The sequence below is a fragment of the Streptomyces sp. GSL17-111 genome (assembly GCF_037911585.1).
Lineage (GTDB): Bacteria > Actinomycetota > Actinomycetes > Streptomycetales > Streptomycetaceae > Streptomyces.
The window spans coordinates 2,138,647-2,163,272 of sequence record NZ_JBAJNS010000001.1; the positions used below are offsets into that span (position 1 = coordinate 2,138,647).

A 24,626-nucleotide genomic window follows, 5' to 3' on the forward strand; every position below is an offset into this window, starting at 1 on the left:
CGGGTCACAACCGCGGGGGGCCGCCTCTGCCAGGGCGTCCGCCGGGCGCCGGTGGCCCGGCCCTCTCAGGACTCCTTTGCACCGGGAACGGGGAGCGGCGCCTTCCGCAGGGCGGCGGCCATCACCTCCGGGAAGTGGTCCGGCGTGCAGGCGAACGCCGGGACCCCCAGCTCCGCGAGGGCGGCGGCGTGCTCCCGGTCGTAGGCGGGGGCGCCCTCGTCGGACAGTGCGAGGAGGACCACGCACTGCACCCCGGCGGCCCGCAGCGCCGCCACCCGGCGCACCATCTCCCGGCGTATGCCGCCCTCGAACAGGTCGCTGACCAGGACGAGCACGGTCTCGCCCGGGCGCGTGATCCGCGTCTGGCAGTACGCCAGCGCCCGGTTGATGTCGGTACCGCCGCCGAGCTGCGTACCGAACAGGACGTCGACCGGGTCGTCGAGCTGGTCCGTCAGGTCCACGACGGAGGTGTCGAAGACGACGAGCCGGGTGTGCAGCGCGCGCATCGACGCCAGCACCGCGCCGAAGACGGACGCGTACACGACCGAGGAGGCCATGGAACCGGACTGGTCGAGGGCGAGGATGACGTCCTTCCGCACGGCGCGCGCCGCACGCCCGTACCCGACGAGCCGCTCGGGCACGACCGTGCGGTACTCCGGCAGGTAGGTCCCGAGGTTGGCCCGCACGGTGCGGTCCCAGTCGATGTCCCGGTGGCGCGGGCGCGCGGTGCGGGCCGAGCGGTCCAGCGCGCCGGTGACGGTGGCGCGGGTGCGGGTGGCCAGCCGTCGTTCCAGCTCGGCGACGACCTTCCGTACGACGGCCCGCGCGGTCTCCCGGCTCGTCTCCGGCAGGGCGTGCCGCAGCGAGAGCAGCGTGCCGACCAGGTGGACGTCGGGCTCCACCGCCGCCAGCATCTCCGGCTCCGCGAGCATCGTCGCCAGACCGAGCCGCTCGATCGCGTCACGCTGCACCACCTGCACGACGGGCCCGGGGAAGTAGCCGCGGATGTCCCCCAGCCAGCGGGCGACGCGCGGGGCGGAGCCCCCGAGCCCCGCGCCCCGCCCGCCGCCCTCGCCACCGGGCCCGTAGACGGCGGCGAGCGCCTCGTCCACGGCGGCGTCCCGCCCGGTGAGGGGCCCGCCCGCGCCGTCGTCCCCGGACGGGCCCAGGACGAGCCGCCACCGCCGCAGCCGCTCGTCGTCCATGCCCCCCTGCGGCTCCGGTCCGCGTTCCCCGGCCTGCGCGGCGTTCATCGGGCCACCTCCCCCCTCGCGTCGTGGTCGTCGTGGTCGTCGTGCTCGTGCTCGTGCTGTGCGGGTTCCCGCCGACGGCTGGGCGCGGGCCCACCGCGCAGCAGCAGCTCCAGCGTGGGCCGCACGGCGTCGGCCCGACGGGCGTCGAGGCCGGGACCGAAGCCGGGGCGGCGCGCGTGCGGACCCCCCGGGCCCCGCGCCCCGCCCGCCCGCGCACCACGGCGGACCAGCTCGCCCAGCGTGCGGCGCACCCCGGACTCGTAGGCGGCGAACGTACGGCGCAGCAGCGGCAGCACGTCCGTGAAGCCCTGGGCGGAGACACCGGTGAGCCAGCCGTCGACCAGGGAGAGCAGCCGTTCGTCGTGGGCCAGGAGCATGCCGCCGCCGGAGAGGAAGCCCTCCAGCCACCCCGCCGCCTCGGGCGGCGCCGTGCCGGGCGACAGGGCCCGCGCCACGAGCCGCTCCGCCTCCTTGGGCGCGAGCCCGCCCTCGTCGAGCAGGAGCCGGGCGCACCGGCCGCGCAGCAGCGCGGCGGCCCCCTCCCGCGCGGTCACGTTGCGGAGCATGGCCCGCCACCGCTCCCGCAGGCCGGGCACGCCGAGCAGGGCCACGGCGCGGTGTGCGGCGTCGAGGTGGGTGCGCAGCGCGGCCGCGCCGTCGGCGTCCAGCCCGGCGCAGGCCGGGGGCAGCCCGACGTGGACGCGCTCGGCGAGCCCTTCGGCGACCTCCGCGAGGGCCCGCGTGTCGGTCCCGCGCACGTCCCCGTACCGGGCGGCGCGCACGAGGGCGGGCAGGGCCGATGCCAGCCGGGCGACGTCCGTGTCGAGCGCCGCCCGGTCGGCCAGGGCCCGCATCACCGTGGGCAGTGCGGCGTCGAGCCCGGCCAGCAGGCACTGCTCGGCGAGGGCCGAGACCTCGGGGAGCCCCCGTGCCTCGGCGGCCCGGCTCGCCACGAGGGCCGTGGCGGCCGACTCCACGGTGGTGCCCCAGACGCCCGCCTCGGCGACCCGCACCGACAGCTCGGGCTCCCAGCACAGCCGCCACCGCTCCTTGAAGGTGCCGGTGCCGCCCGCACCGGCGGTGACCGGTTCCCCCCACCCCACACCCAGCAGTCGCAGCCGGTGCAGCAGCCGGCTGCGGGCGGCGCCGCCCGGCTCCCGCAGGTCGAGCTCGACGGCACGCTCACGGGCCTCGGGGCGCAGCCGCAGGGTTCGCTGGAGGCGGGTCAGGTCGCGCTGGAGCGGCACGGCCGGGGCGGTCGACGGCACCTCACCCAGGTCGTCGCCGACGATCAGCCGGTCCCGGACGAGCGCGAGCGGCACCTCCGAGCCCTCGCAGAGCACGGCGCGCACGGCGTCGACCGTCTCCGTCAGCCCGGCGAGCGGACGGCCCCGCACGGTGGCCAGCGTCTCCGCGAGCCGCACCGCCTCGATGACGTGGGCGGGGGAGACGGCGACGTCCTCCTCGCGCAGCATCCCGGCCACCTTCGTCAGCCAGCGCTCGACGGGCCGGTCGGGGACGGTGAAGAGGTGGCCGTACCAGCCGGGCGAGGTGACCCCGGCGCCGTACCCGCTGGCCCGGGACAGCCGCCGGTTCGTCCAGGGCACCCAGGTGACCTCCGTCCGCACCCGGGGCAGGCCGCGCAGGAGGCTCCGGTCCGCGGTGACGGGGTGGGGCTCGGCGAGCGCGGGCACGTGCCAGGCACCGCACACGACGGCCACCGCGCCGTCCCCGTACGTGCGGCGCGCCTCCCGCAGGCGCAGCCGCATGTGCGCCTCGCGGAGGGCGTCCCGCTCGGGCGCCTCGCCGCCGGACGCGGGCGCCGCCTCCCGCAGCGCCGTCATGGCCTCGGCGACGGCGGTGAACGGGGCGTACGGGTCCGCCCCCGATCCGGTGGGGCCGACGCCCCGGTGCTCGACGACGTCCTCCCACCAGCGCTCCGGATCGTCGTGCCCGGCGGCCTCGGCGAGCGCGGCCAGCGGGTCGAGGCGCAGCGGCGGCGGGCCCGCCCCGGGTGGCGGCGCGTCGCCCCCGGAAGGGCGCTCGGCGTCCGGCTCCGCCCAGGCCAGGGTGTGGGCGGCGGGCAGGTCGATGAGGCGCACGACGGCGTCGTGCTCCAGCGCCCAGCGCAGGGCCACCCACTCCGGCGAGAAGGCGGCCAGGGGCCAGAACGCGGAGCGGCCCGGGTCGTCCAGGGCGTGGGCCAGCAGCGCGACGGGTGGGTGCAGGGCCGGGTCGGCGGCGAGCCCCGCGACGGCGTCGGCCTCGGGCGGGCCCTCGATGAGGACCGCCCGCGGCCGGTGCGCGTCGAGCGCGGCCCGCACGGCACGGGCGGAGCCCGGTCCGTGGTGCCGCACCCCGAGCAGCAGCGGCGCCGCGCCGGACCCGCTCGGGGTCGCGGTCATGCGCTCACCTCACGGCAGGCCCGGTAGAAGTCCTTCCACCCCGCACGCTCGCGGACGACGGTCTCCAGGTACTCCTGCCACACCACGCGGTCGGACGCCGGATCGCGGACGACCGCGCCGAGTATCCCGGCCGCCACGTCGCCCGGGCGCAGCACACCGTCCCCGAAGTGCGCCGCCAGGGCGAGCCCGCCGGTGACGACCGAGATGGCCTCGGCCGTCGAGAGGGTCCCCGAAGGGGACTTGAGCTTCGTGCGGCCGTCGGCGGTCACGCCCTCGCGCAGCTCCCGGAAGACCGTCACGACCCGGCGGATCTCCTCGTACCCCTCGGGTGCCGCGGGCAGCCGCAGCGAGCGGCCGAGCTGGTCCACCCGGCGGGCCACGATGTCCACCTCGGCGTCCGCGTCGGCGGGCAGCGGCAGGACGACGGTGTTGAAGCGGCGACGCAGGGCGCTGGAGAGCTCGTTGACGCCGCGGTCGCGGTCGTTGGCGGTGGCGATGAGGTTGAACCCGTGCACGGCCTGCACCTCCTCGCCCAGCTCGGGGACCGGCAGCGTCTTCTCGGAGAGGACGGTGATCAGCGTGTCCTGGACGTCGGCCGGGATGCGGGTCAGCTCCTCCACCCGCGCGGTCATGCCCTCGGCCATCGCGCGCATCACCGGGCCGGGGACGAGGGCGGCCCGGCTCGGCCCGTGCGCGAGGAGCTGCGCGTAGTTCCACCCGTAGCGGATCGCCTCCTCGGGGGTGCCCGCCGTGCCCTGGACGAGCAGCGTCGAGTCCCCGCTGACGGCTGCCGCGAGGTGCTCGGACAGCCAGGTCTTGGCGGTGCCGGGAACACCGAGGAGCAGCAACGCCCGGTCCGTGGCCAGCGTCGCGACGGCCACCTCGACGATCCGCCGGGGCCCCACGTACTTCGGCGAGACGACCGTCCCGTCGGGCAGCGTGCCGCCGAGCAGGTAGGTGGCGACGGCCCAGGGGGAGAGCCGCCAGCGCTCGGGACGCGGCCGGTCGTCGGCGGCGGCGAGTGCGGCCAGCTCGTGCGCGAACGCGTGCTCGGCGTGCGGCCGGAGGACGGACCCCGCCGGCTCTGCGGTGGCGGCGGTCTCTGCGCTGGTGGTGTCGGTGGCGGTCACGGCTCCCCCTCGGTGCGGTCGCTCTCCGTAACGTCCCCCACTGTGCACCCGCCCACTGACAACGCCCCCGACCTGCGGCGACGTCCATCTCAGCGGCTGTGGTGGCTTTCTGACGGCCCGTTGTCAGTGGCCGCCCGTACGGTCGTTCGCATGACGGGACACCAGGTGCGCTGGAGCGCGGAGCAGGTGCTGACGCTGGCTCCCGACGCGGCGTCACGCCGGGCCGGGAGCAGGCTCGCGGCGCCCGGCCCGTGGTCGGGCACCGGCACCGGGCAGGACGCCGTGTGGGGGCTGTGCGCGGGCAGTGGCGCGCGGCCCTACCGGACGGCGGTCGACCTCACCGGGCCCGCGTCCACGTGCAGTTGCCCCAGCCGCAGGTTCCCCTGCAAGCACGCGCTCGGTCTGCTGCTCCGGTGGACCGAGGGACCCGGCCCGGTCCCGTCCGGCGAGCCGCCGGACTGGGCGGCGGGCTGGCTGGCGAAGCGGCGGAAGAGGGCGGCGGGCGGGGGGAGCGGCCCGGCCGACCCCGAGGCGGCCCGGCGTCGGGCGGAGCGGCGGGCGCGCCGCGTCGCGACGGGCGCGCGGGAGCTGGAGCACCGGCTGACGGACCTGCTGGAGGGCGGCCTGGCCGACGCCGACCAGGCGGGGTACGCGTCGTGGGACGAGATGGCGGCCCGCATGGTGGACGCCCAGGCACCCGGGCTCGCCGCGCGCGTCCGGGAGCTGGCCGGGGTGCCCGCCTCCGGCCCCGGCTGGCCGGGTCGGCTGCTGGCCGAGTGTGCCCTGCTGCACCTGCTGTGCCGGGCCGCGCTCGGGCTGGACGGGCTGCCCGCCCCGCTGGCGGCGACCGTGCGGGCGCGGCTGGGCCTCACCACGGAGGCGGCGGCCCTCCTCGCGGACCGGGCGGCGGTCACGGAGGACGACTGGCTGGTGCTGGGCCGCTGGGACGGCGAGGAGGGCCGGCTCGCGGTGCGTCGCTTCTGGCTGCTCGGCCGGGGTTCCGGTCGGCTCGCGCTGCTGCTCTCCTTCGGAGCGGCCGGGCGGGCGCCGGAGCTGCAGCTCCCGGTGGGCCGGGTCCTGACGGCCGGGCTGGCGTTCCACCCGGCGGGTGTCCCGCTGCGCGCGGTCCTGGGCGAGCGGCGGGGGGAGCCGGCCCCCGGGGGCGTCCCGGCGGGGGTGGGGGTGGCGGCGGCGCTGGCCGCCTACGGCACACGGCTGGCCGACGACCCGTGGCTGGAGGCGTGGCCGGTGGTGCTGGCGGGGGTGGTGCCGGTCCCGGGGTCCGACGACGCGTCCTGGCGGCTCGCCGACCACGACGGGGAGGCGGCGCTGCCGCTGACGCCCACCGGCCGACCGGGGCTGTGGCGGCTCGTCGCCGTGTCGGGCGGCGGACCGGTCACGGTGTTCGGGGAGTGCGGGCCGAGGGGGTTCACCCCGCACACGGTCTGGTCCGAGGGGGAGGCGATACCGCTGTGAACACGGGGACCGCGATGAACGACCAGCACGACCACGACGACCAGCACGACCAGCACGACCAGCACGACGACCAGGTGGCCGACGGACGGCCCGGGCCGGGGGACGTCGGCTGGGAGGAGCTCGTGACGGCGGCGCTCCTGGGGGCCGAGCGGCGCACCCCGCCGGGCGGCTCCCCCGCCGCGCTGCTCGAGCTGGCGGCGCGGGAGACCGTCCGGGAGCGGGCGGGGCTGCTCCCCGGTGCGGCCGGGCCCCGGCCCGACCCCGCCCCGGCCGACCCGCGTCCGCCGCTGCCCGCCCCGGCGGCGCGGCGGCTGGCGATGCTGCTGGCCGGACGCACCGAGCCGGGCGGCGGCGGACGCCGGAGCGGAGGCCCGGATCTGGCCGAACTGCTGCCGCAGTGGCTGGCGGCGGCGGGTGCCCACGGCTACCGGGCCCCGGCCGCCGAGCTGCCCGCGCTGCTGGACGCGGCGCGGGCCCGGACCGACCTGCGGGCCGACGCGCTGGCGTTCGCCGGGCCGCGTGCGCTGTGGCTGGCCGGGCTGAACGCGGAGTGGAGGTTCGCGCTGCGCGGCGGCGCGGCCTCGGCGCCGGTGGACCTGGAGGACGCCCGTGCCGTGCGGTCCCGGTGGGAGGAGGGCCTGTTCGCGGAGCGGGTGGCACTGCTGGCGGGCTTGCGTCGGCACGACGCCGACGCCGCGCGGGAGCTGCTGGCGGGCACCTGGTCCGCCGAGCGCGCGGAGGACCGGCTGATGTTCCTCGACACCCTGCGGGAGTCCCTCACGACGGCGGACGAACCGTTTCTGGACCGGGCGCTGGGCGACCGGAGCCGGACGGTGCGGTCGACGGCGGCGGAGCTGCTGTCCGCGCTGCCCGGCTCGGCGCTGGCGGGGCGGATGGCCGCGCGGGCGCTGGCCTGCGTCCACCTGGACCGGGTCGGCACGGGACCGGCGGGGGGCGGGGCCGGGATCGCGGTGGAGGCGCCGCACGAGTGCGACGCGGGCATGCAGCGGGACGGCGTGAGCCCGACGCCGCCCGCCGGGCACGGGGAGCGTTCGTGGTGGCTCGGCCAGCTCGTGGAGGCGGCCCCGCTGGGATGCTGGTCGGAGCGGCTGGGCGGCCGGTCCCCGGCGGGGATCGTGGCCCTTCCGGTGGCGGACGGCTGGCGGGAGGACCTGCACGCGGCGTGGGCGCGGGCGGCCGTGCGGCAGCGGGACGCCGCCTGGGCCCGGGCGCTGGCGGGCCCCCCGAGCGCTCCGATGGCCGAGGGGCCGGGCGACCCGGCGCGGCTGCTGACGGTCCTCCCGGCGCGCGAGCGGGCGGCCTGGGCGGCGGCGTTCGTCGCGGCGCACGGGCTGTCCGAGGCGTTCCGGCTGCTCAGCACGTGCGCGGTGCCGTGGTCCCAGGAGCTGGGCGGAGCGGTGATCGACGCGCTGGAGATCGCCAGGGACGCCGGGGGCTACCCGTGGAGCTTCAGCGGCGTGATGGGGCTCGCCGAGCGCTGCCTCGATCCGGTCCAGGCCGGGCGCCTGGCCCCGCTGGCGGCGCATCCGGAGGAGCCGGAGCCCGGGGGGCCCGGCGCCGGGGGCTACTGGGCTGAGGCGTTCCAGCGGCTCGTCGCGACCCTCACCGTCCGCGCGGCCATGGCCGAGGAGCTGGCGGGGCGGGCTCCGGAGCCCGCCGGGCCGCCCCCCGTCGCCTGACGCCCGGCGTCAGGCCGCGACGGAACGGATGTTGCTCCGGACCCAGTCCACGATCTCCGTCGTCGTCGCGCCGGGGGTGAAGACGGCGGCGACGCCCTTGGCCCGCAGCGGCTCGATGTCGTCCTCGGGGATGATGCCGCCGCCGAAGACCTTGATGTCCTCGGCGTCCCGCTCCTTGAGGAGCTCCAGCACCTTGGCGAAGAGGGTGTTGTGCGCCCCGGAGAGGATCGACAGCCCGATGGCGTCGGCGTCCTCCTGGATGGCGGTGGCCACGATCTGCTCCGGCGTCTGGTGCAGGCCGGTGTAGATGACCTCCATGCCCGCGTCCCGCAGGGCACGGGCGATGACCTTGGCTCCCCGGTCATGGCCGTCGAGCCCCGGCTTGGCGACCACCACGCGGATCGGACCCGACACACCCATCACTGCCTCCATCATCGTTGATCGCGGCTCCGGCTCCGCCGCTCGGGGCGCCGGTGTGAACGAACGTTATCGTCCCAGCATCGCGCACCCGCTCGTTTCATGGTGCGGGGGGAGGGGGAAATCACACAATGGGAGAAGCAGCGTCACCAGCACCACCCCGCCCCACCGGTCACAGGTGGCCGTCGGCACGACGCACGGGCACCTGAGGAGGGGCGTCAGGCAGCGCGCGCCACCCGGCGCGCGACGGACGGGTGCGGTTCACGGGGGTGAGCCAGGATGCACATGCCGCGCGTGCTCGACACCGTGCGCACCACCGCCCTGGAGGCGGCGGTCCTCACCGGGCGACTGGCCCTCTACTCCACCGGCGTCCTCGCCGAACGCCCCGTACCCGCCGACCGGGCGGACCTCCCCGGACCCCGGCCGGTCCTGCTGCTGCACGGCTTCGTCGACAACCGGTCCGTCTTCACCCTCCTGCGCCGCTCCCTGGCCCGGCACGGCTGGCCGCACGTCGCCTGCGCCAACTACGCGCCGTGGGTCTGCGACGTGCGGGCGGCGGCCGAGAGGCTCGGGCGGCACATCGAGGAGCTGCGGGAACGCACCGGGCAGCAGCGGATCGACATCGTCGGGCACAGCCTCGGCGGGCTGATCGCCCGCTGTCACGTGCAGTTCTTCGGGGGTGACGCCCACGTGCACACCCTCGTCACGCTCGGCACACCGCACCACGGGACGCGCGCGGTTCCGGCCATGTCGGTGCACCCGGTGGTCCGGCAGATGCGTCCGGGGTCCGCGCTGCTGACCGAGCTGGCCGCTCCGGCACCGGGGTGCCGCACCCGGTTCGTGAGCTTCTGGAGCGACGGCGACCAGGTGGTGTCCCCTCCGGAGTCCGCCCGGCTGGACCATCCCGACCTGCGGCGACGCACGGTCCGGGTGCGCGGCGTCGGGCATCTGACGCTGCCGCTGCACCGCGCCGTCATCGCCCGGATCCGCAGCGAACTCGTCGCCGCGGACGGGGTGACGGTTCCGGCGACGTCCTCCACCGAGGTGGCCTGAATCCGAACGAAGGGCTCGAACAAGCCGTCCGTTACCGGTTCGTAGTACGCCAAAAGGACGGCTTGCTGCCCGCAGTTCGCCCGCTCAAAACCTGCGGAAGATTGTCGGCGTCACGAGGGGACGGGTACAGTCGCCGCACTGCTCTGGCAGCCCCTGTCTCCGAGGCGAAAGAGAAGTTGGTGAACGACCGTCCCCCGTCGGGTCTGACGACCCCCGCAGGTTCCGGGTTCTCCGGCTACGCCGGTTACGAGGACCCCTACGGGCAGGCCGCCGCACACGGCTACGCCGTGACCGACGCGGACCACGGGTACACCGGCAGCGGATACGGCGACGACGACCCGCTGTTCGGCGCCCTCCCGGACGACGGCCCGCACGCGGCGCAGGGCGGGGCCGACGCACAGCCCGCCGCCACCGGCTACGACGGTTTTCCCACCCAGCAGGTCTCTTTCACCGCTTCCCCCTTCACCGCGCCCGGCCACGACCCGTCCTCCTACGCGTCCTCCCATGACGGGGCCTCCTACGGGAACCCGACGTACGACGGCTCCGCGTACGGCGACGCGGGATACGGCATGACGGAGTACGGCACCGGCACGTACGGCGCGGGGGTGGACGCGGTTGCCGACGTCACCGCCCTCCACCCCTCTGATCACGACAACAACGCGTTTTCCCAGGCCGCCGGTTACGAAACCGGCGGCTTTTCCACCGATCCCTACGGGGCGGGTACCGCGTACGACCCGCTGACCGCCGAGACCTGGACGGCCGAGGCCTGGCCCGCCGTCGACAACCCGCTCTCCGCCATCCCCGCGCAGCCCGACCACGGCTGGGCCGACAGCACCGAGGTCTGGGACACCGGCGCCCACGCCGTCGACGCCCCGCAGGGCCACGACGTCCCGGAGGGCCCGCCGGCCGACGCCCACGCCCACGCCCACGCCCACGAAGAGCCGTACGGCACGGACCTCGCGGACCACCCCGAGGCCCCGGACCGTGCCGAGGACGACACGCGCGACGACCTTCCCCCGGTCGCCGACGCGGACGACACCTGGGCGGAGCCGGAGGACGCGGCGACGACGCCCACGTCGGCACCGCCGTCGGCGGGCACCGTGCCCGCCGCGCGGGGCGGACGCCGCCGCCGGGCGGCGAAGCCGAAGCGTTCCGCGCTGCTGACGGTCGCGGTTCCCTCGGTGGCCGTCATGGGCGTGGCGGGGATCGCCGCCGCCTCCGTGGGCGGTGGGGTCGCCGAGAGCGCGGAGGACAGCCCGGCCCAGGCAGCGCCGGACCAGGACACCGTCAAGCCGGCCGCCGTCAACAACAAGCTGGACACGCAGCTCGCCGGCCTCTCCGCCGACGTGCGCGACTTCGGTGACCGCGCCAGCCGCACCCAGGAGCGCATCGACCTCAAGGCCCGTCAGGAGGCCGAGCGGGAACGGAAGGCCGCCGAGGCGGCGAAGCGCGAGGCGATGCGGCCCAAGTTCGCCCTCCCCGTGGACCAGCGCGGGCTGAGCGCCTACTACGGACAGGCCGGGATCAACTGGATGTCGGTCCACACCGGCATCGACTTCCCCGTCGGCTACGGCACCCCGGTCAAGGCCGCCACCGACGGCACGGTCACCACCCGCTGGGACATCGCCTACGGCAACATGATGGTGGTGACGGCCGCCGACGGCACCGAGACGTGGTACTGCCACCTGAGCAGCACCCGCATCCGCTCCGGCCAGGTCAAGGCCGGCGACACGATCGGGTACGCGGGCAGCTCGGGCAACTCCACCGGGCCGCACCTGCACTTCGAGGTCCGCCCCGGCGGCGGTTCCGCCGTGGACCCGGTGGCCTGGTTCCGGGGCAAGGGCCTCGACCCCACCTGACCGGCCCACCCCGGCGGCCACACCGGCGCCCCGCGCACCGGATGGACGCGGGGCCCACCGGGCGTCGGCCTACAGCTTCTCCACCGGCGCGTACCGCAGCAGCAGCCGCTTCGGCTTGGGGTCGCCGAAGTCGATCGTGGCCTCCGCCTTGTCACCGCTGCCCTGCACGGACACGACCGTGCCGAGCCCGAAGCTGTCGTGCGTGACCCGGTCCCCGACCGCCAGGGAGACGACCGGCCGGTCCTGCACGCGTCGCGTCGCGAAGCCCGAACCGCCGCGCCGCACCGAGGCGGTGGACGACGAGCGGACCCCCGCCGTCGCCGCCGCACCCGCCGGGCCGCCGCCGAGGCGCCGCCAGTCCAGGTACTCGGCGGGGATCTCCTCCAGGAAGCGGGACGGCGGGTTGTAGGCGGGCTGCCCCCAGGCGCTGCGCATACTGGCCCGGCTGACGTAGAGGCGCTGCCGGGCGCGGGTGATGCCCACGTACGCCAGCCGCCGTTCCTCCTCCAGCTCCTTGGCCTGCCCGAGCGCACGCATGTGCGGGAAGACGCCGTCCTCCATGCCGGTGAGGAAGACGACGGGGAACTCCAGGCCCTTGGCGGTGTGGAGGGTCATGAGCGTGATGACGCCGCTGCCCTCCTCGCGCTCCTCCTCGTCGGGGATCTGGTCGGAGTCGGCGACGAGGGCGACCTGCTCCAGGAAGTCGGCCAGCGTACCGGGGTCGTCCTCGGCCCGGGCCTGCTCGAACTCCAGGGCCACGGCGGCGAGTTCCTGGAGGTTCTCCACCCGCGTCTCGTCCTGCGGGTCGGTGGAGGCCTGGAGCTCGGCCAGGTAGCCCGTCCGCTCCAGGACGGCCTCCAGCACGGTGGCCGGCCCGGCGCCGGACTCCACGACCGTGCGCAGCTCCTCCATGAGCGTGTTGAAGCGCTTGACGGCGTTCACCGAGCGGGCGGCCATGCCGTACGCCTCGTCGACGCGGCGCAGCGCCTGGGGGAAGCCGATCCGCTCCCGGGAGGCCAGCGCCTCGATCATCGCCTCGGCCCGGTCCCCGATGCCCCGCTTGGGGACGTTGAGGATGCGGCGCAGCGGCACCGAGTCCTCCGGGTTGGCGAGCACGCGCAGGTAGGCCAGGACGTCCCGGACCTCCTTGCGCTCGTAGAACCGCACCCCGCCGACGACCTTGTACGGCAGCCCGACCCGGATGAAGATCTCCTCGAACACCCGGGACTGCGCGTTCGTCCGGTAGAAGACCGCCACGTCGCCGGGGCCGGCGTCGCCCGCGTCCGTCAGCCGGTCGATCTCCTCGGCGACGAACTGCGCCTCGTCGTGCTCGGTGTCCGCGACGTAGCCGGTGATGCGCGAGCCCGCGCCCTCCCGCGTCCACAGGTTCTTCGGACGGCGGCTCTCGTTGCGTTCGATGACGGCGTTGGCCGCCGAGAGGATCGTCTGCGTGGAGCGGTAGTTCTGCTCCAGCAGGATCGTGGTGGCGTCCGGGTAGTCCTCCTCGAACTGGAGGATGTTGCGGATCGTGGCGCCCCGGAAGGCGTAGATCGACTGGTCTGCGTCACCGACGACGCACAGCTCGGCCCGCTCGACGGCCGGCTGCCCCCCGTCGTCCGCGACCTCCCCCGCGACCTCCCCCACGCCGACCAGCTCGCGGATCAGCGTGTACTGCGCGTGGTTGGTGTCCTGGTACTCGTCGACGAGGACGTGCCGGAAGCGCCGGCGGTAGTGCTCGGCGACGTCCGGGAACGCCTGGAGCAGGTGCACCGTGGTCATGATGATGTCGTCGAAGTCCAGGGCGTTGGCCTCGCGCAGCCGCGCCTGGTAGAGCGTGTACGCCTCGGCGAGCGTCTTCTCGAAGGCGTCGCCCGCCTGCCCGGCGAAGTCCTCCTCGTCGACCAGCTCGTTCTTGAGGTTGGAGACCTTCGCACTGAACGACTTCGGCGGGTAGCGCTTGGGGTCGAGCTCCAGGTCGCGGCAGACCAGGGCCATGAGACGCCGGGAGTCGGCCGCGTCGTAGATCGAGAACGAGGACGTGAAGCCGAGCTTCTTGCTCTCCCGGCGCAGGATGCGCACGCACGCGCTGTGGAACGTCGAGACCCACATCGACCGCGCGCGCGGCCCGACCAGTTCCTCGACCCGCTCCTTCATCTCGCCCGCGGCCTTGTTGGTGAAGGTGATGGCGAGGATCGCCCCGGGGTGCACCTTGCGGGCGCCCAGGAGGTGGGCGATGCGGTGGGTGAGCACCCGCGTCTTGCCCGAACCCGCGCCCGCGACGATGAGCAGCGGCGAGCCGTGGTGCACGACGGCCGCGCGCTGCTGCTCGTTCAGCCCGGTGAGCAGCGCCTCGGGGTCGATGACGGGACGCGGCGCACCGTCGCGGTAGTGGGCCTCCGGCCCGCGCCCGCCCGCGTACGCGCCGCTGAACAGCCCGTCGGGCACCTCCTCCCCGGCGTGGCCGACCTGCCCGGGCACGCCGGGGCCGCCCTCGGCCGGAGGCGGTGGCTCGTCCTCGGCGGGAGGTTCGAGGTGGGCCAGAAAGTTGTCGTCGAAGAGGCTGCTCATCGCCTACCGAGTCTAGGGTGCGCCGCTGACGGTCCTCACGCGGTTCCGGGCTTCTAGACTGGCCGGTATGACTGACGCCTCCCGTGCGCCCGTGCCCCACCCCGACCACGACCCCGGGCTGCGTGCCTCGGACGCCGACCGGGAAGCGGTGGCGGAGGTGCTGCGCGAGGCGGCGGGTGACGGTCGGATCGACCTGTCGGAGCTGCACGAGCGGCTGGAGCGGACGTTCGAGGCGAAGACGTACGGCGAGCTGGCGCCGCTCACCGCCGACCTTCCGGGGCGCCACACGCCGACGCCGCCCGCCCCGCCGCCGTCCGTCGACGAGCCGATGGTCCTCAAGTCCGGGGCCGGGGACATCACGCAGACCGGGCACTGGGAGGTGCCCCGCCGGATCTCCGCGCACTCGCGGATGGGCAGCGTGAAGATCGACTTCAGTCAGGCGGTCTGCCGGGTGCCCGAGGTCGCTCTGGAGATCAAGGCCGGTATGGGGGACGTGACGGTCGTCGTCCCGCACGGCTGGTCGGTGCGGACGCACGGGGTGCGGGCCCACGTCGGTTCCGTCAGGAACAAGGCCGTCGAACCGCCCGCCGCGGGTGCGCCCACCCTGGAGGTGACGGGCTCGGTGGCCCTGGGCGAGGTGCTGGTGCGCTACCCGAACCGCTGGGAGCAGTGGCTCAGGCGGCGGGGCAACGGCGCGTGAACGTGACCAAGCCGCCGGGCGGGGTCCCGGCCCGGCGGCGGCCGGTCACGTCCAGAGGGTCGCGAGGAAGATGTTCAGCACGGTGAGCAGCCCGACGGTCCCCAGCACGGCGGACGGCACCTTCGCGTCGTCACGCTTGACGTAGACGAGCCCCAGGATCACCACCAGCACCGCCAGCTTCACGCCGATCTTGAGGTTGTTCACCTCGTTCCCCTCGGCCTGGTGCAGACCGACGAGGCACACGCCCGTCACGAGCATGGTGATCGCGCCGTGCAGCATGCCCGGCAGCATCCTGGCCTCACCGGTGCGCAGCGCCTTCGTCTGGAAGAGGAAGCCGCCGAGGAGGGCGGCGATGCCGATGATGTGGAGAGCCACGAAGAGGTTGATCAGGACGTCCATGGCCGGAGGTTAACGGGCGGGTCGCCGGGGGCGACGAGCGGGCCGGGTGCGTGGGGAACGGCCGCCGTTCGGTCGGACCGGGTCGTGGGCCGACGCGGTCCGGTCCGCACGACGTCAGGACCGGTCGACGACGACCGGATAGGGGCGATGCCGGTCATCCGTACGCCGTGGTGGTGAGCGGCGGCCTAGCGTCCGACCCCATGGCAGCGCATCGCAAGCACCGCAGTCCCCGCACCCGTGACCGCTCGCGCCCGCGGGCCTGGGCGAGTCTGGCCCTGGCGGGTGCGGCGACCGCGACGGCCGCGGCGTCGCCCGGCGTCGCCGTCGCCGCACTCCGGCCCGACGCCCGGCAGGTGCGCACCGAGGTGGAGCGGCTGCACCGGGAGGCCGAGGCGGCGGGGGAACTCCACCACGCGGCGAAGGAACGTTCCCGCAAAGCGGCACGTCAGCTGGACGCCCTGCGCGACGGCTCGGCCCGCGCCACGGACCGCGTCAACGCCGCCCGCAACGCGCTCGGTGCCCACGCCACCGCGCAGTACCGCAGCGGCGTGGCCGAACCGGCGGCGCAGCTCGCGCTGTCCACCACCCCGGAGGAGTTCCTGCGCCGGGCGTCCGCCCGGGAACGCGTCGGGCTGCGGCAGCACCGCGCTCTGCGGAGCCTGCGCGGCCTGCTCCGCGAGAGCACCCAACTGCGCGAGGAGGGGGTCCGGAAGGCCGGTGCCGTACGGGCCGCCGAACGGGAGGCCCGGCAGCACAAGGAGGCCGCGCACGCGAAGCTGGCCGAGGCGGAGCGCCTGCTGCGCCGTCTCGCGCCGCCGGACGGGACGGACGCGACCGGGCGGGCGGACGACGGCGGCCGGCAGGCCGAGGACGGGGCCGGGGCCGGGGAGGGCCCCGCGACGCCGGGCACGGGAACGGCGCCCGCACCGCGGCCCGCCCCCGCGCCCGCACCGGGCGGGCGGGCCGCCCAGGCGCTCGCCTTCGCCCGGAACGCGATCGGCACGCCCTACGGCTGGGGCGCGACCGGGCCGGACGCCTACGACTGCTCCGGGCTCACCCAGGCCGCGTGGCGGGCGGCGGGCGTCTCTCTCCCCCGCACGACGTACACCCAGGTGGACGCCGGTCGGCGGGTCTCCCGCGCCGAACTGGCCCCCGGCGACCTCGTCTTCTTCTACCAGGGACTCAGCCACGTCGGGCTCTACATCGGCGGGGGCCAGATGATCCACGCCCCCCGGACGGGCTCGACCGTCCGCGTCGACCGGATCGACACGATGCCGTTCGCCGCCGCCACCCGCCCGGCGTGAGGCCGGAGCCCGGAGCGGCGGAGCCCGGAACGGCTCAGGCGGGCCGGCCCGTCACGGGGCCTCGCGCAGAGCCGTCAGGGTGGGGGCCTCGCCCAGAGTGCCGGGGACGGCCCGGCCGATGGCCTCGTCGCCGCCGTCGCGCGACAGCTCGGCCAGCGCCTGCGTCGGGTCCAGCCCCTTCGCCCGGCACTCGCGCAGCAGCCCGGCCCAGGCCACGGCGGCGTTGAAGGCGGCGTCGCCCGCGCCGCCGCGCGGCTCGAACCCGGCGGCGTCCTCCGCGTCGGAGGCCCACAGGAAGCCCAGCACGCCCTCGCCGGAGCCGACCGCGACATAACTGACCGGCCCCTCGGCGACGTAGCCGTAGTCCTCGGACCCGCCGACCGCCCTCGGCCGCAGGTCCTCCGTCATGCGGGGCGTCAGATGGCTGTCGCTGCCCATGTGCTCCACCCGTTCGTCCACGGTCCGGCGCCCGGTGACCGGGGCGGCCCGGACCTGCCTGAGCCTCTGTGTCCTTCACCGCACCCACGTGCGTCCGCCTGCCCTACGGGGGCAGGATCTCTCCGTACACCTGCCATTGCCCATTGTGCATGACCACGCGGGTGACCTGGTAACGCGTCCCGCGCCCCATCAGCAGCTCCCGCTCCCCCGCGCCGAAGGCGGAGACCTTCTCGACCCACAGCGCCGGGGTGCCCTTCGGGACGCGCAGGTGCAGCACCGCCTCCTTGCCGCTGAACGCCGGGGCGGTGTCACCCAGCGACGTCGACATGTAGGAGTCGTCCGTGAAGACCTTGCCCTCCATGGCCTGCGGCGGCATGCCGTAGTGCCCGAGCCCGGTGCCGCGCACGACGGTCAGCGTCTCCCCGACGGGCCGCCCGTTCATGGCCTTGTCGATCTCCGCGATGTCGTGCAGCACCTCGGGCGTGCCCAGGGAGGCGTCACCGCGCAGGTAGCCGTTGATCTCCACGTACGTCGGCCCGCTGTGCGGCGGCTCCATCGTGTAGTCGTGCACCGCGTCCTGCTGGGACTTCGGCATGTTCTCCGCGTAGTCGTTCCAGTAGGTGGCGCCGTAGTGCAGGGCCTCGGTGTTGTCCGCGAACGTCACCGCGTCGTTCTTCAGCTCGGCCTCGGCGAAGGCGACCTTCTCGTCCGGGGTGAGCTTGTTCCACTCGGCGGGTGTGATCGGGTCGACGCCGTCGCCGCCACCGTTCACGGGGCCGGGGGCGTCGGAGCTCGAAGCGTCGGGGGCGTCGGAGCCGGAGGGGCCGGGGGCCGGGTCGGAGCCGGGACCGGAGCCCGGGACGTCGGGCACGTCCCCGCCCGCGTGGGCCGTGGCGTCCCCGGCGCTCTGCCCCGCGCCGACGCCCACGGGCTCCGGCTGCGCGGCGCCGGGCGTACCGTCCAGCACCGCGCGGTCCGCCGCGCTCAGCTCCACGGGCGCCTGGTCGGCCGGGTCGGCGGGATGGCCGGGCGACCGCACCGATCCGTCCGGGTGCAGCACCGTGCCGTCGGGCGCGATGACGGAGCCGTCCGGCGTCTCCACCGCGCTGACACCGGGCGGGAGTTCGGGCAGGGGCGTGCCCGGCGTGACGGTGGTGCCGTCGGGGAGGCGCATGGTGCCGTCGGGGAGTTCGACGGCGCGTACGGCGCTGAGGTCGGCGAGGCCGGAGGTGACGTCGGTGAGTCTGGGCAGGCCGCGGAAGGTCGCGTTCAACCCGTTGCCGATGTAGGTCATCGGGTCGACGATGCGGCCGGCCCGCCCGGCCGCGTTCATCACCCGCGCCGCCGTCCCCGAAGCGCTCGCACCCCGCACCGCCGTCCCCGTACCCAACGTGGCCACCGTGGTCAGGACGTTGAACGTCACCAGCCCCGCCGCCCGACCCGGGTTCTCACCCCACTCGTCCCACGCCACCAGGGACTTACCGACCTCCTTGGTCGTGTTCAGGCTGTCCCTCATCCACGTCCGCGCCCCCTCCGGCGCCACCGCGTACGCCGCCGCCGCCAGCAACGGGGAGCCGATGATCAGGATGCCGGTGGCCAGCTGCCCCAGACCCTTCCAGGAGTCCTTGAACGTCTCCCACCCCCGCAACCCCACCAGACCACCCAAACCCGTCAGGGTGCCCCAGATCCCGTCAACGATGAACCCGTCCCACACATAACTCTTGACCCAGTGCCCCACCTCATACCAGTGGTGGTCCTCCTCGGCCATCCTCCCCCACGGCGTCTCCCCCGCCTGCCGCATGTCCTCCACGCTCAGGCCGTACATGTTCGCGCCGTCCGACCCGTCACCCGCCACCCACTGGGTCCCGTTCACCAACGCCGTGATCTTGTTCGCCGCCGACCGCTCCGCCGCCCAGAACTCCGCCACCGCCGCGGAGATATCCCCCACCAACGCGTTGTTCGTCTCGATCTTCTCCTCGTCGTACGTCCACTCGTCATCGTCCTTGACCGAGTCGACGAACGACTGCGCCTCCCCCTTCAACCGCTCCAGCCTCGCCACGATCGGACGCGCCTCCTCGGCGAACCCGACCAACGCCCCCGCCACCTTCTCCAGATCATCGGCGAAGTCATCCGCCCGATCCGAGACCGGCCGCGTCGAGCCGAACAACTGATCCGCCTCCGGCGCCGTGTAGAACGCCGACAACCCCTGAAACGTCGCATGCACACCCGAACCGGTGTCCCGGATCCTGCCCGCGTCCTCCTTCAACGCGGCCGCTTCCTCCTCCAGCAACCCGAAATCACCGGTGAACGACGGCACCCCCGACGGATCCACCATGTCAGCCATCGCCCGAACTCCCCCTACGATCCCCGAGCCTGACCCGGCGGATCGAGCTTCCCGCCGTGTCCGTGCCACCGTTCACCGCCAGGCCGATGGCTCGAAACCACACCTATCAGCCGGGGCGTGGCGGGAACAATGCGCCCCCGCCTCCTTCCGGCAAGCTGCACGTCCTCTTCACCGTCCCGTCGCGCGCCGGCGGACGAACCGGATCCCGAGCGACGTCCCCTGAACGCTGCGGCCCTGCGCCGCGTATGGCCTGGTGAAGGCATGAGCAGGACAATCGGCGAGAAGCGGCCGTGCCGCGGACGCCCGACGACGTCCGCGCGGGAGAAGGGCGGGCAGGGCGATGACGTACACGAACGGTTCGGGCCACCACCGGGAGCTACGGGAGCCGGGCGGGCTGCGGGAGACGGCGGCCCGCTACGCGCTGCTCCCGCTGCGCCTCTTCCTCGGCGTGACGTTCGTCTACGCCGGGCTCGACAAGCTGACGGACCCCGGCTATCCGGAGTCGATGGAGGGCCTGCTCCAGTCCATTCCGGGCGCGGCGGCCCCCTGGCTGCTCGACCTGGCGCTGACCCAGCCGGAGGCGTTCGGCTACGCCATCGCCTTCGGCGAACTGGCCGTGGGCATCGGCACGCTGCTCGGCCTCCTGACGCGGGTCGCGGCGCTGGGCGGGGCGCTCATCTCGCTGTCCTTCTGGCTGACGATCAGCTGGGACGTCGGGCCGTACTACTACAGCCAGGACCTCCCCTACCTCATGGCGTGGGTGCCGCTGATCATGGCCGGGGCCCCGATGCTGTCGCTCGACGCCGCCCTTGCGGCCCGTCGTGGCCGCCGTGGGGGACAGCTGTTCGGCTGACGGGGGCGGTGACGGGGGCGGCCGGCGGCGCTCACCGGCCGTCTGGCAGCGGCGGCGGGCCGCCACCGCCCCCCCTGCGGCGGCGCGCGCCCCGTACGAGTTGCTTGGCGCCCGCGACGCACAGCGCGGCGAGCAGCACGCTCGGCAGCAGGAGGGCGAGCGCGAGGGCGGAGACGTCGAGATCGCCGCGCTCACGCAGCAGGTGGCAGACGGCGAGGGCGAGGAGGCCCAACCCGAGGACGAACCTGACCGGTTCGAAACGCCGACGGTGCACGGTGTCCTTCACTGCTGCCCCTCTTCTGCCTGACCGGCCGTCTCTTGACCGGCCTCCCGACCGGCCTCCTGGTCGGCCGCCCGTTCCACGATCGCCCGCTCCACGACGGTCTCGCCCATCAGCAGTTCGACGCTCAGCCGGATCGTCCCCCGGGGTTCGGCGTCGCCCCGGGGTAGCAGGGTGACGGTCTCGTCGACGCTGACGCCGCCGCCCTCCAGGCCGTCGCCGTAGGGCGTCGTGCCGGGCACCCGGTAGCCGCCGAGGGAGATGTCCAGGTCGAGGACCAGGCGGGCGTTCTCGGGCACGACGATCCGCACCTCCCCCACGTCCGCCGTCAGCGCGCTGCGGACGGTCTCGTCCTCGGCGAGGTCGATTCCGGTCAGGTCCAGGACGCCTTCGCCGCTGCCCAGGTCGTAACTCGGCCGGACGTCCGCCACGGCGGCGGGCTCCCAGCGGGTGCGGCTCCAGGACGGGGAGAGGTCCTCCGGCAGCGCGGCGGCACCGGCGAGCAGGCCGGCGGTCATGACGGCCACGAGGACGGTGCCGCCGCCCGTCCGCCCGGCGAAGGCGCTCACCACGAGGCCGAGCGCCAGCACGGCCAGCGCGCAGCTCAGCCCCGTCACGAGCGTCGTGGACAGCGAACCGCCGTCCCAGGTGGCGACCACCCCGATCCAGCCGGCCACGAAGGCGGCGGGCACGACGGCCCAGCCCAGCCGCCGCCCCCGTCGCTCGGGCGCCGTCGGGACGGGCCGGGCGGGCCAGGCGCCCTGCCCGGGACGACCGTGGCCGCCGCCCGGCGCGACGGGCGGGGCCGGGGCACCGTCGGCGGGCTTCTGCGGGACGGCGTCGGCGGGGCCCCACAGGTACCCCGTCCCGGCCGCCTGCGGGTCCTTGGTGAGCGGCTCCCGCCACCATGAGGGCGCGTGCGGAACGGGCGGCGCCTGCGCCTCGGGCGGTACCTGCGAGACGGGCTCGGGCCCGGCCTCCGCGTCGGCGGCCCCCTCCTGGCGGCGCCGCTGCGACCAGTACAGCCCGGCGGCCAGTGCCAGGAGGACCAGCAGGGAGAAGGAGACGCCGCTCTGGTCGCCGCCGAGCGAGGCGAGCATCAGCCCGCTCCCGGCGAGGGTGAGGAGGACGGCTGCGAGCCCGGTGCCCTCGACGCGTCCGGACAGCAGCCGGCGCGCCTCGTTCTCGTCCTCGCCCTCCAGCGGCAGCAGCAGCCACGCGAAGCCGTACAGCAGCAGCCCGAGGCCGCCGATGACGGAGAGGACGGCGAGCGGGACGCGCAGGATCACCGGGTCGACGTCGTAGTGGCGGGCGACCCCGCCGCACACTCCGGCGACGACCTTGCTCTTCCTGCTCCGTTCGGGCAGGGCGGACCGTTCGTCGTCCGGCGCCGGGTCCGGTGCCGTCCGCACCCCCGTGCGTCCGTCTTCGGCACCCGTGCGACCGCCCTCGTCACTCGTCATGCCGACCATGGTGGACGGCCCCGGTGGCGGAGGGCATCCGGGGACGTCCCGGAGACTTCCCTGAGATTCCGCTTCGGGGACGGTGTCGGGGATGACCCTGATGCCCGCCGCGCCGGCCGCGTGTGACCATCGGGCCATGACCACCGCCACCTCCACCCCCCTTGAGCCCCCTGCCCTGCGCAAGCTCTACCGCAGCAGCGAGGGCCGCTGGCTGGGCGGTGTGGCGCGCGGCCTCGCGGGGCACCTGGCCCTGCCGGTGCTGTGGGTCCGTGTCGTCTTCCTGATCCTGTTCTTCACCAGCGGGCTGGGCGCGTTGCTGTACGCGGTGTTCTGGTTCGTCGTGCCGCTGGGGGCGGGCGGCGTGGAGGCCAGGGCCTCCGATCCCCGGTCCCAGGCCGGCACCGGGCGGCGGCTGCGGAGGCCGGACCGGGGGCAGGTCTTCGCCGTCCTGGTGCTCGTGGCGGCGCTGTTCGCGCTCGGCGCGAACCTCCAGTTCGGCCAGGCGAACGCCTACGTGTGGCCGCTGCTGGTGATGGGGATCGGGGTGGCCGTCGTGTGGCGGCAGGCCGACAACGCGCGCCGGGCGCACTGGACGGAGGTGAGCCGACGGCGCGGGCTGCTGCCGATCGCGCGCAGCGCCGCCGGGGTGGTGCTCGTCGGGGTCGGGGTGTCGGGCTTCGTCGTCATCCAGGGGTCGGCGGAGCAGTTCGGTGCGGTGCTCCAGGCTTCGGTGGCCGTGCTGGTGGGTATCGCGCTCCTGGCCGGGCCCTACCTCGTCCGCATCACCCAGGACCTCTCGGAGGAGCGGCTGATGCGCATCCGCGCGCAGGAGCGGGCCGAGGTGGCGGCCCACGTCCACGACTCGGTGCTGCACACGCTCACCCTCATCCAGCGCAACTCCGACAACGCCCGCGAGGTGGCCCGCCTGGCGCGGGCGCAGGAGCGGGAGCTGCGCGAGTGGCTCTACCGGGGCGCGTCCGGCGCCGCCGAGGACGACGCGGACCGCCCGGAGACGCTCGCCGCCGCCGTGAAGGCCACGGCGGCGGACGTCGAGGACCACCACGGGGTGCCGGTGGAGGTGGTGTGCGTGGGCGACTGCCCGTGCGACGACCGGCTGGCCGCACTGGTCCAGGCGGCGCGCGAGGCGATGGTCAACGCCGCCAAGTACGGTGGCGAGAGCGGCGCGGTCCAGGTCTTCGCCGAGGTGGAGGGGCGTACGGTCTTCATCTCCGTCCGCGACCGGGGCCCCGGCTTCGACCTGGACGCCGTGCCCGCCGACCGGATGGGCGTGCGCGAGTCCGTCATCGGCCGGATGGAGCGCAACGGCGGTACGGCGCGCATCCGCACCGCGCCCGGCGAGGGCACCGAAGTGGAGCTGGAGATGGAGAGGGCGGAGACACCATGAGCGGCGAGACGTCACCGGCGCAGCGGGCCGGGAGCCAGGAGGCCGACCGCCGGGTGCGGGTCGTCCTCGTCGACGACCACCGGATGTTCCGGGCGGGTGTCCAGGCCGAGATCGGCGACACCCCGGCGACGGGGGTGGAGGTCGTCGGTGAGGCGGGCGACGTCGACCAGGCCGTCACCGTCATCACCGCCACCCGCCCCGACGTCGTCCTCCTCGACGTGCACCTGCCCGGGGGCGGGGGCGTCGAGGTCCTGCGCCGCAGCGCGTCGCTGATGGGCGCGATCGACCGGCCGGTGCGGTTCCTCGCCCTGTCGGTCTCGGACGCCGCCGAGGACGTCATCGGCGTGATCCGCGGGGGCGCGCGGGGCTACGTCACCAAGACGATCACGGGTTCGGACCTGGTGAACGCCATCTTCCGGGTTTCCGACGGGGACGCCGTCTTCTCCCCGCGCCTGGCCGGTTTCGTCCTCGACGCCTTCGCCTCCACCGACGCCCCGCCGGTCGACGAGGACCTCGACCGGCTCACGCAGCGGGAGCGCGAGGTGTTGCGGCTCATCGCGCGCGGCTACGCGTACAAGGAGATCGCCAAGCAGCTGTTCATCTCCGTCAAGACGGTGGAGTCGCACGTCTCGGCGGTGCTGCGCAAGCTCCAGCTCTCCAACCGGCACGAGCTCACCCGCTGGGCCACCGCCCGACGCCTGGTCTGAGCCGGGCGGGCCCGGACGTTCGGGCCCGCCCCCTCGTGCTCCCTCAGGGCGTGGTCGGTGAGGGGGTGGGTCGGAACGCGGCGATGCTCCTGCGGATCGCCTCGGTGACGGCCGCCTGCTGGGTGCCGAGGTAGAAGTGACCTCCGGGGAAGGACTGGTAGCGGAAGTCGCCGTCGGTCAACTCCTGCCAGGCGCGGGCCTCCTCCTGCGTCACGTGGGGGTCGCTCTCCCCGGTCAGCACGCTGAGCGGAGCCCGCAGCCGCTCCTCCGGCCGGTGGCGGTACGTCTCGACGGCCCGGTAGTCGGTCCGCAGGGCGGGCAGCACCATGCGGAGCAGTTCGTCGTCGTTCAGCACGCCCGGGTCGGTGCCGTTCAGTTCGCGGATCTCCGCGATGATCCCGTCGTCGTCGCGCAGGTGCACCGCGTCGTCGGCGCGGTGCCGGGTGGGCGAGCGTCGGCCGGAGGCGATGACGCCGAGCAGGTCGGCGCCGCCCTGCCGCTCGATCCGCAGGCCCAACTCGTAGGCGAGGATGGCACCCATGCTGTGGCCGAACAGCACCAGGGGACCGGCGGGTTCGGACGTGAGCGCCTCGAACAGCCCGTCCACGAACGCCTCGACGTTGTCCAGGAGCGCTTCCCGGTAGCGGTCCTGACGGCCCGGGTACTGGGCGCAGACGACGTCCAACTCCGGGGCGAGCGCCCGGGCGAGAGGCAGGAAGTACGGTGCGGAGCCGCCCGCGTGGGGCAGCGCGAGGAGCCGTGTGGCCCCCTCCGGCGCGGGCTCGAACCTGCGGAGCCAGCGGTCGTGGTGACCGGATGCGGCCGACATGTCGTTGTCCTTCCCCCTGAATCCGGCCCCGGTGACGGCGCCG

The 24,626-nt window shown here is 75.1% G+C and carries 20 protein-coding genes; 9 read left to right on the forward strand and 11 right to left on the reverse strand.

All coding sequences use genetic code 11. From position 1 onward, the window contains the following. Window positions 1-65: 65 nt before the first annotated feature. The 3 genes from V6D49_RS09230 to V6D49_RS09240 are packed head-to-tail and all read right to left on the reverse strand — an operon-like array spanning window position 66 to window position 4,788. A complete protein-coding gene (locus tag V6D49_RS09230; protein WP_340558706.1) occupies window positions 66-1,253 on the reverse strand; it encodes a VWA domain-containing protein in 1,188 nt (395 codons plus the stop codon). Continuing rightward, on the reverse strand, window positions 1,250-3,658 hold the full coding sequence (locus V6D49_RS09235; RefSeq protein ID WP_340558708.1) for a DUF5682 family protein: 2,409 nt from the start codon (window positions 3,656-3,658) through the stop codon (window positions 1,250-1,252). Before V6D49_RS09235 ends, V6D49_RS09230 begins: the two co-directional genes overlap by 4 nt. After that, on the reverse strand, window positions 3,655-4,788 hold the full coding sequence (locus V6D49_RS09240; protein ID WP_340558710.1) for an ATP-binding protein: 1,134 nt from the start codon (window positions 4,786-4,788) through the stop codon (window positions 3,655-3,657). Before V6D49_RS09240 ends, V6D49_RS09235 begins: the two co-directional genes overlap by 4 nt. Before the next feature lie 150 nt (window positions 4,789-4,938). Between V6D49_RS09240 and V6D49_RS09245 the strand changes: the two genes are divergently transcribed. Next, complete coding sequence (locus V6D49_RS09245) at window positions 4,939-6,264, forward strand: SWIM zinc finger family protein (protein ID WP_340558711.1); 1,326 nt, start codon at window positions 4,939-4,941, stop codon at window positions 6,262-6,264. 14 nt (window positions 6,265-6,278) lie between these two features. Next, the gene (locus V6D49_RS09250) at window positions 6,279-7,964 is read left to right on the forward strand and encodes a DUF5691 domain-containing protein (protein WP_445330631.1); all 1,686 of its coding nucleotides are present in this window, start codon (window positions 6,279-6,281) and stop codon (window positions 7,962-7,964) included. A 9-nt stretch (window positions 7,965-7,973) separates the two neighbouring features. Here the strand turns inward: V6D49_RS09250 and V6D49_RS09255 are convergent, their stop codons facing one another. Then, window positions 7,974-8,384 (reverse strand): cobalamin B12-binding domain-containing protein, encoded by a 411-nt coding sequence (locus V6D49_RS09255; protein WP_340558714.1) that lies wholly within the window; start codon window positions 8,382-8,384, stop codon window positions 7,974-7,976. Window positions 8,385-8,660: 276 nt separating this feature from the next. On the opposite strand from V6D49_RS09255, the gene V6D49_RS09260 reads away from it, so the two are divergent. After that, window positions 8,661-9,434 carry an esterase/lipase family protein gene (locus V6D49_RS09260; RefSeq protein WP_340558716.1) on the forward strand — a complete coding sequence of 258 codons (774 nt, stop codon included), beginning with the start codon at window positions 8,661-8,663 and terminating at the stop codon, window positions 9,432-9,434. Window positions 9,435-9,613: 179 nt separating this feature from the next. Then, window positions 9,614-11,293: a peptidoglycan DD-metalloendopeptidase family protein gene (locus tag V6D49_RS09265; protein WP_340558718.1), complete on the forward strand. Its 1,680-nt coding sequence runs from the start codon at window positions 9,614-9,616 to the stop codon at window positions 11,291-11,293. A gap of 69 nt (window positions 11,294-11,362) precedes the next feature. Here V6D49_RS09265 and pcrA read toward each other — a convergent pair whose 3' ends face one another. After that, window positions 11,363-13,861 (reverse strand): DNA helicase PcrA, encoded by a 2,499-nt coding sequence (gene pcrA / locus V6D49_RS09270; protein ID WP_340558720.1) that lies wholly within the window; start codon window positions 13,859-13,861, stop codon window positions 11,363-11,365. Between the two features lie 67 nt (window positions 13,862-13,928). Between pcrA and V6D49_RS09275 the strand changes: the two genes are divergently transcribed. Next, complete coding sequence (locus V6D49_RS09275; protein WP_340558721.1) at window positions 13,929-14,561, forward strand: DUF1707 SHOCT-like domain-containing protein; 633 nt, start codon at window positions 13,929-13,931, stop codon at window positions 14,559-14,561. A 45-nt stretch (window positions 14,562-14,606) separates the two neighbouring features. Here V6D49_RS09275 and V6D49_RS09280 read toward each other — a convergent pair whose 3' ends face one another. Further along, window positions 14,607-14,960, reverse strand: coding sequence for a hypothetical protein (locus V6D49_RS09280; protein ID WP_340558722.1), 354 nt, complete (start codon window positions 14,958-14,960; stop codon window positions 14,607-14,609). A gap of 200 nt (window positions 14,961-15,160) precedes the next feature. On the opposite strand from V6D49_RS09280, the gene V6D49_RS09285 reads away from it, so the two are divergent. Then, window positions 15,161-16,264 carry a C40 family peptidase gene (locus V6D49_RS09285; protein WP_340558723.1) on the forward strand — a complete coding sequence of 368 codons (1,104 nt, stop codon included), beginning with the start codon at window positions 15,161-15,163 and terminating at the stop codon, window positions 16,262-16,264. Between the two features lie 51 nt (window positions 16,265-16,315). On the opposite strand, the gene V6D49_RS09290 is transcribed toward V6D49_RS09285, so the two are convergent. Both V6D49_RS09290 and V6D49_RS09295 read right to left on the reverse strand, forming a co-directional pair. Continuing rightward, window positions 16,316-16,723: a hypothetical protein gene (locus V6D49_RS09290; protein ID WP_340558725.1), complete on the reverse strand. Its 408-nt coding sequence runs from the start codon at window positions 16,721-16,723 to the stop codon at window positions 16,316-16,318. 82 nt (window positions 16,724-16,805) lie between these two features. Then, window positions 16,806-19,046 carry an ADP-ribosyltransferase gene (locus V6D49_RS09295; protein WP_340558726.1) on the reverse strand — a complete coding sequence of 747 codons (2,241 nt, stop codon included), beginning with the start codon at window positions 19,044-19,046 and terminating at the stop codon, window positions 16,806-16,808. A gap of 340 nt (window positions 19,047-19,386) precedes the next feature. Between V6D49_RS09295 and V6D49_RS09300 the strand changes: the two genes are divergently transcribed. Next, entirely contained in the window at window positions 19,387-19,899 is a 513-nt protein-coding gene (locus V6D49_RS09300) for a DoxX family protein (RefSeq protein WP_340558727.1), read from the forward strand. Between the two features lie 31 nt (window positions 19,900-19,930). Here the strand turns inward: V6D49_RS09300 and V6D49_RS09305 are convergent, their stop codons facing one another. Together V6D49_RS09305 and V6D49_RS09310 are read right to left on the reverse strand one after the other, a co-directional pair. Beyond that, a complete protein-coding gene (locus tag V6D49_RS09305; protein WP_340558729.1) occupies window positions 19,931-20,185 on the reverse strand; it encodes a hypothetical protein in 255 nt (84 codons plus the stop codon). Continuing rightward, window positions 20,182-21,642, reverse strand: a complete 1,461-nt coding sequence (locus V6D49_RS09310) for a PspC domain-containing protein (protein ID WP_340558730.1) — start codon at window positions 21,640-21,642, stop codon at window positions 20,182-20,184. Before V6D49_RS09310 ends, V6D49_RS09305 begins: the two co-directional genes overlap by 4 nt. A gap of 100 nt (window positions 21,643-21,742) precedes the next feature. Here V6D49_RS09310 and V6D49_RS09315 point away from each other — a divergent pair, with 100 nt between their 5' ends. Both V6D49_RS09315 and V6D49_RS09320 read left to right on the forward strand, forming a co-directional pair. Beyond that, on the forward strand, window positions 21,743-23,047 hold the full coding sequence (locus V6D49_RS09315) for an ATP-binding protein (RefSeq protein ID WP_340563831.1): 1,305 nt from the start codon (window positions 21,743-21,745) through the stop codon (window positions 23,045-23,047). Further along, a complete protein-coding gene (locus V6D49_RS09320; protein ID WP_340558732.1) occupies window positions 23,044-23,754 on the forward strand; it encodes a response regulator transcription factor in 711 nt (236 codons plus the stop codon). Before V6D49_RS09315 ends, V6D49_RS09320 begins: the two co-directional genes overlap by 4 nt. A 43-nt stretch (window positions 23,755-23,797) precedes the next feature. Here V6D49_RS09320 and V6D49_RS09325 read toward each other — a convergent pair whose 3' ends face one another. Next, complete coding sequence (locus tag V6D49_RS09325) at window positions 23,798-24,583, reverse strand: thioesterase II family protein (protein ID WP_340558733.1); 786 nt, start codon at window positions 24,581-24,583, stop codon at window positions 23,798-23,800. Window positions 24,584-24,626: the final 43 nt, after the last annotated feature.

What these genes read in the sequence shown, in the direction of transcription:
- V6D49_RS09230 (WP_340558706.1), bottom strand. Translation starts at nt 1,253, where the DNA reads ATGAACGCCGCGCAGGCCGGGGAACGCGGACCGGAGCCGCAGGGGGGC.
- V6D49_RS09235 (WP_340558708.1), bottom strand. Translation starts at nt 3,658, where the DNA reads ATGACCGCGACCCCGAGCGGGTCCGGCGCGGCGCCGCTGCTGCTCGGG.
- V6D49_RS09245 (WP_340558711.1), top strand. Translation starts at nt 4,939, where the DNA reads ATGACGGGACACCAGGTGCGCTGGAGCGCGGAGCAGGTGCTGACGCTG.
- V6D49_RS09250 (WP_445330631.1), top strand. Translation starts at nt 6,279, where the DNA reads ATGAACGACCAGCACGACCACGACGACCAGCACGACCAGCACGACCAG.
- V6D49_RS09255 (WP_340558714.1), bottom strand. Translation starts at nt 8,384, where the DNA reads ATGGGTGTGTCGGGTCCGATCCGCGTGGTGGTCGCCAAGCCGGGGCTC.
- V6D49_RS09260 (WP_340558716.1), top strand. Translation starts at nt 8,661, where the DNA reads ATGCACATGCCGCGCGTGCTCGACACCGTGCGCACCACCGCCCTGGAG.
- pcrA (WP_340558720.1), bottom strand. Translation starts at nt 13,861, where the DNA reads ATGAGCAGCCTCTTCGACGACAACTTTCTGGCCCACCTCGAACCTCCC.
- V6D49_RS09275 (WP_340558721.1), top strand. Translation starts at nt 13,929, where the DNA reads ATGACTGACGCCTCCCGTGCGCCCGTGCCCCACCCCGACCACGACCCC.
- V6D49_RS09280 (WP_340558722.1), bottom strand. Translation starts at nt 14,960, where the DNA reads ATGGACGTCCTGATCAACCTCTTCGTGGCTCTCCACATCATCGGCATC.
- V6D49_RS09285 (WP_340558723.1), top strand. Translation starts at nt 15,161, where the DNA reads ATGGCAGCGCATCGCAAGCACCGCAGTCCCCGCACCCGTGACCGCTCG.
- V6D49_RS09295 (WP_340558726.1), bottom strand. Translation starts at nt 19,046, where the DNA reads ATGGCTGACATGGTGGATCCGTCGGGGGTGCCGTCGTTCACCGGTGAT.
- V6D49_RS09300 (WP_340558727.1), top strand. Translation starts at nt 19,387, where the DNA reads ATGACGTACACGAACGGTTCGGGCCACCACCGGGAGCTACGGGAGCCG.
- V6D49_RS09310 (WP_340558730.1), bottom strand. Translation starts at nt 21,642, where the DNA reads ATGACGAGTGACGAGGGCGGTCGCACGGGTGCCGAAGACGGACGCACG.
- V6D49_RS09315 (WP_340563831.1), top strand. Translation starts at nt 21,743, where the DNA reads ATGCCCGCCGCGCCGGCCGCGTGTGACCATCGGGCCATGACCACCGCC.
- V6D49_RS09320 (WP_340558732.1), top strand. Translation starts at nt 23,044, where the DNA reads ATGAGCGGCGAGACGTCACCGGCGCAGCGGGCCGGGAGCCAGGAGGCC.
- V6D49_RS09325 (WP_340558733.1), bottom strand. Translation starts at nt 24,583, where the DNA reads ATGTCGGCCGCATCCGGTCACCACGACCGCTGGCTCCGCAGGTTCGAG.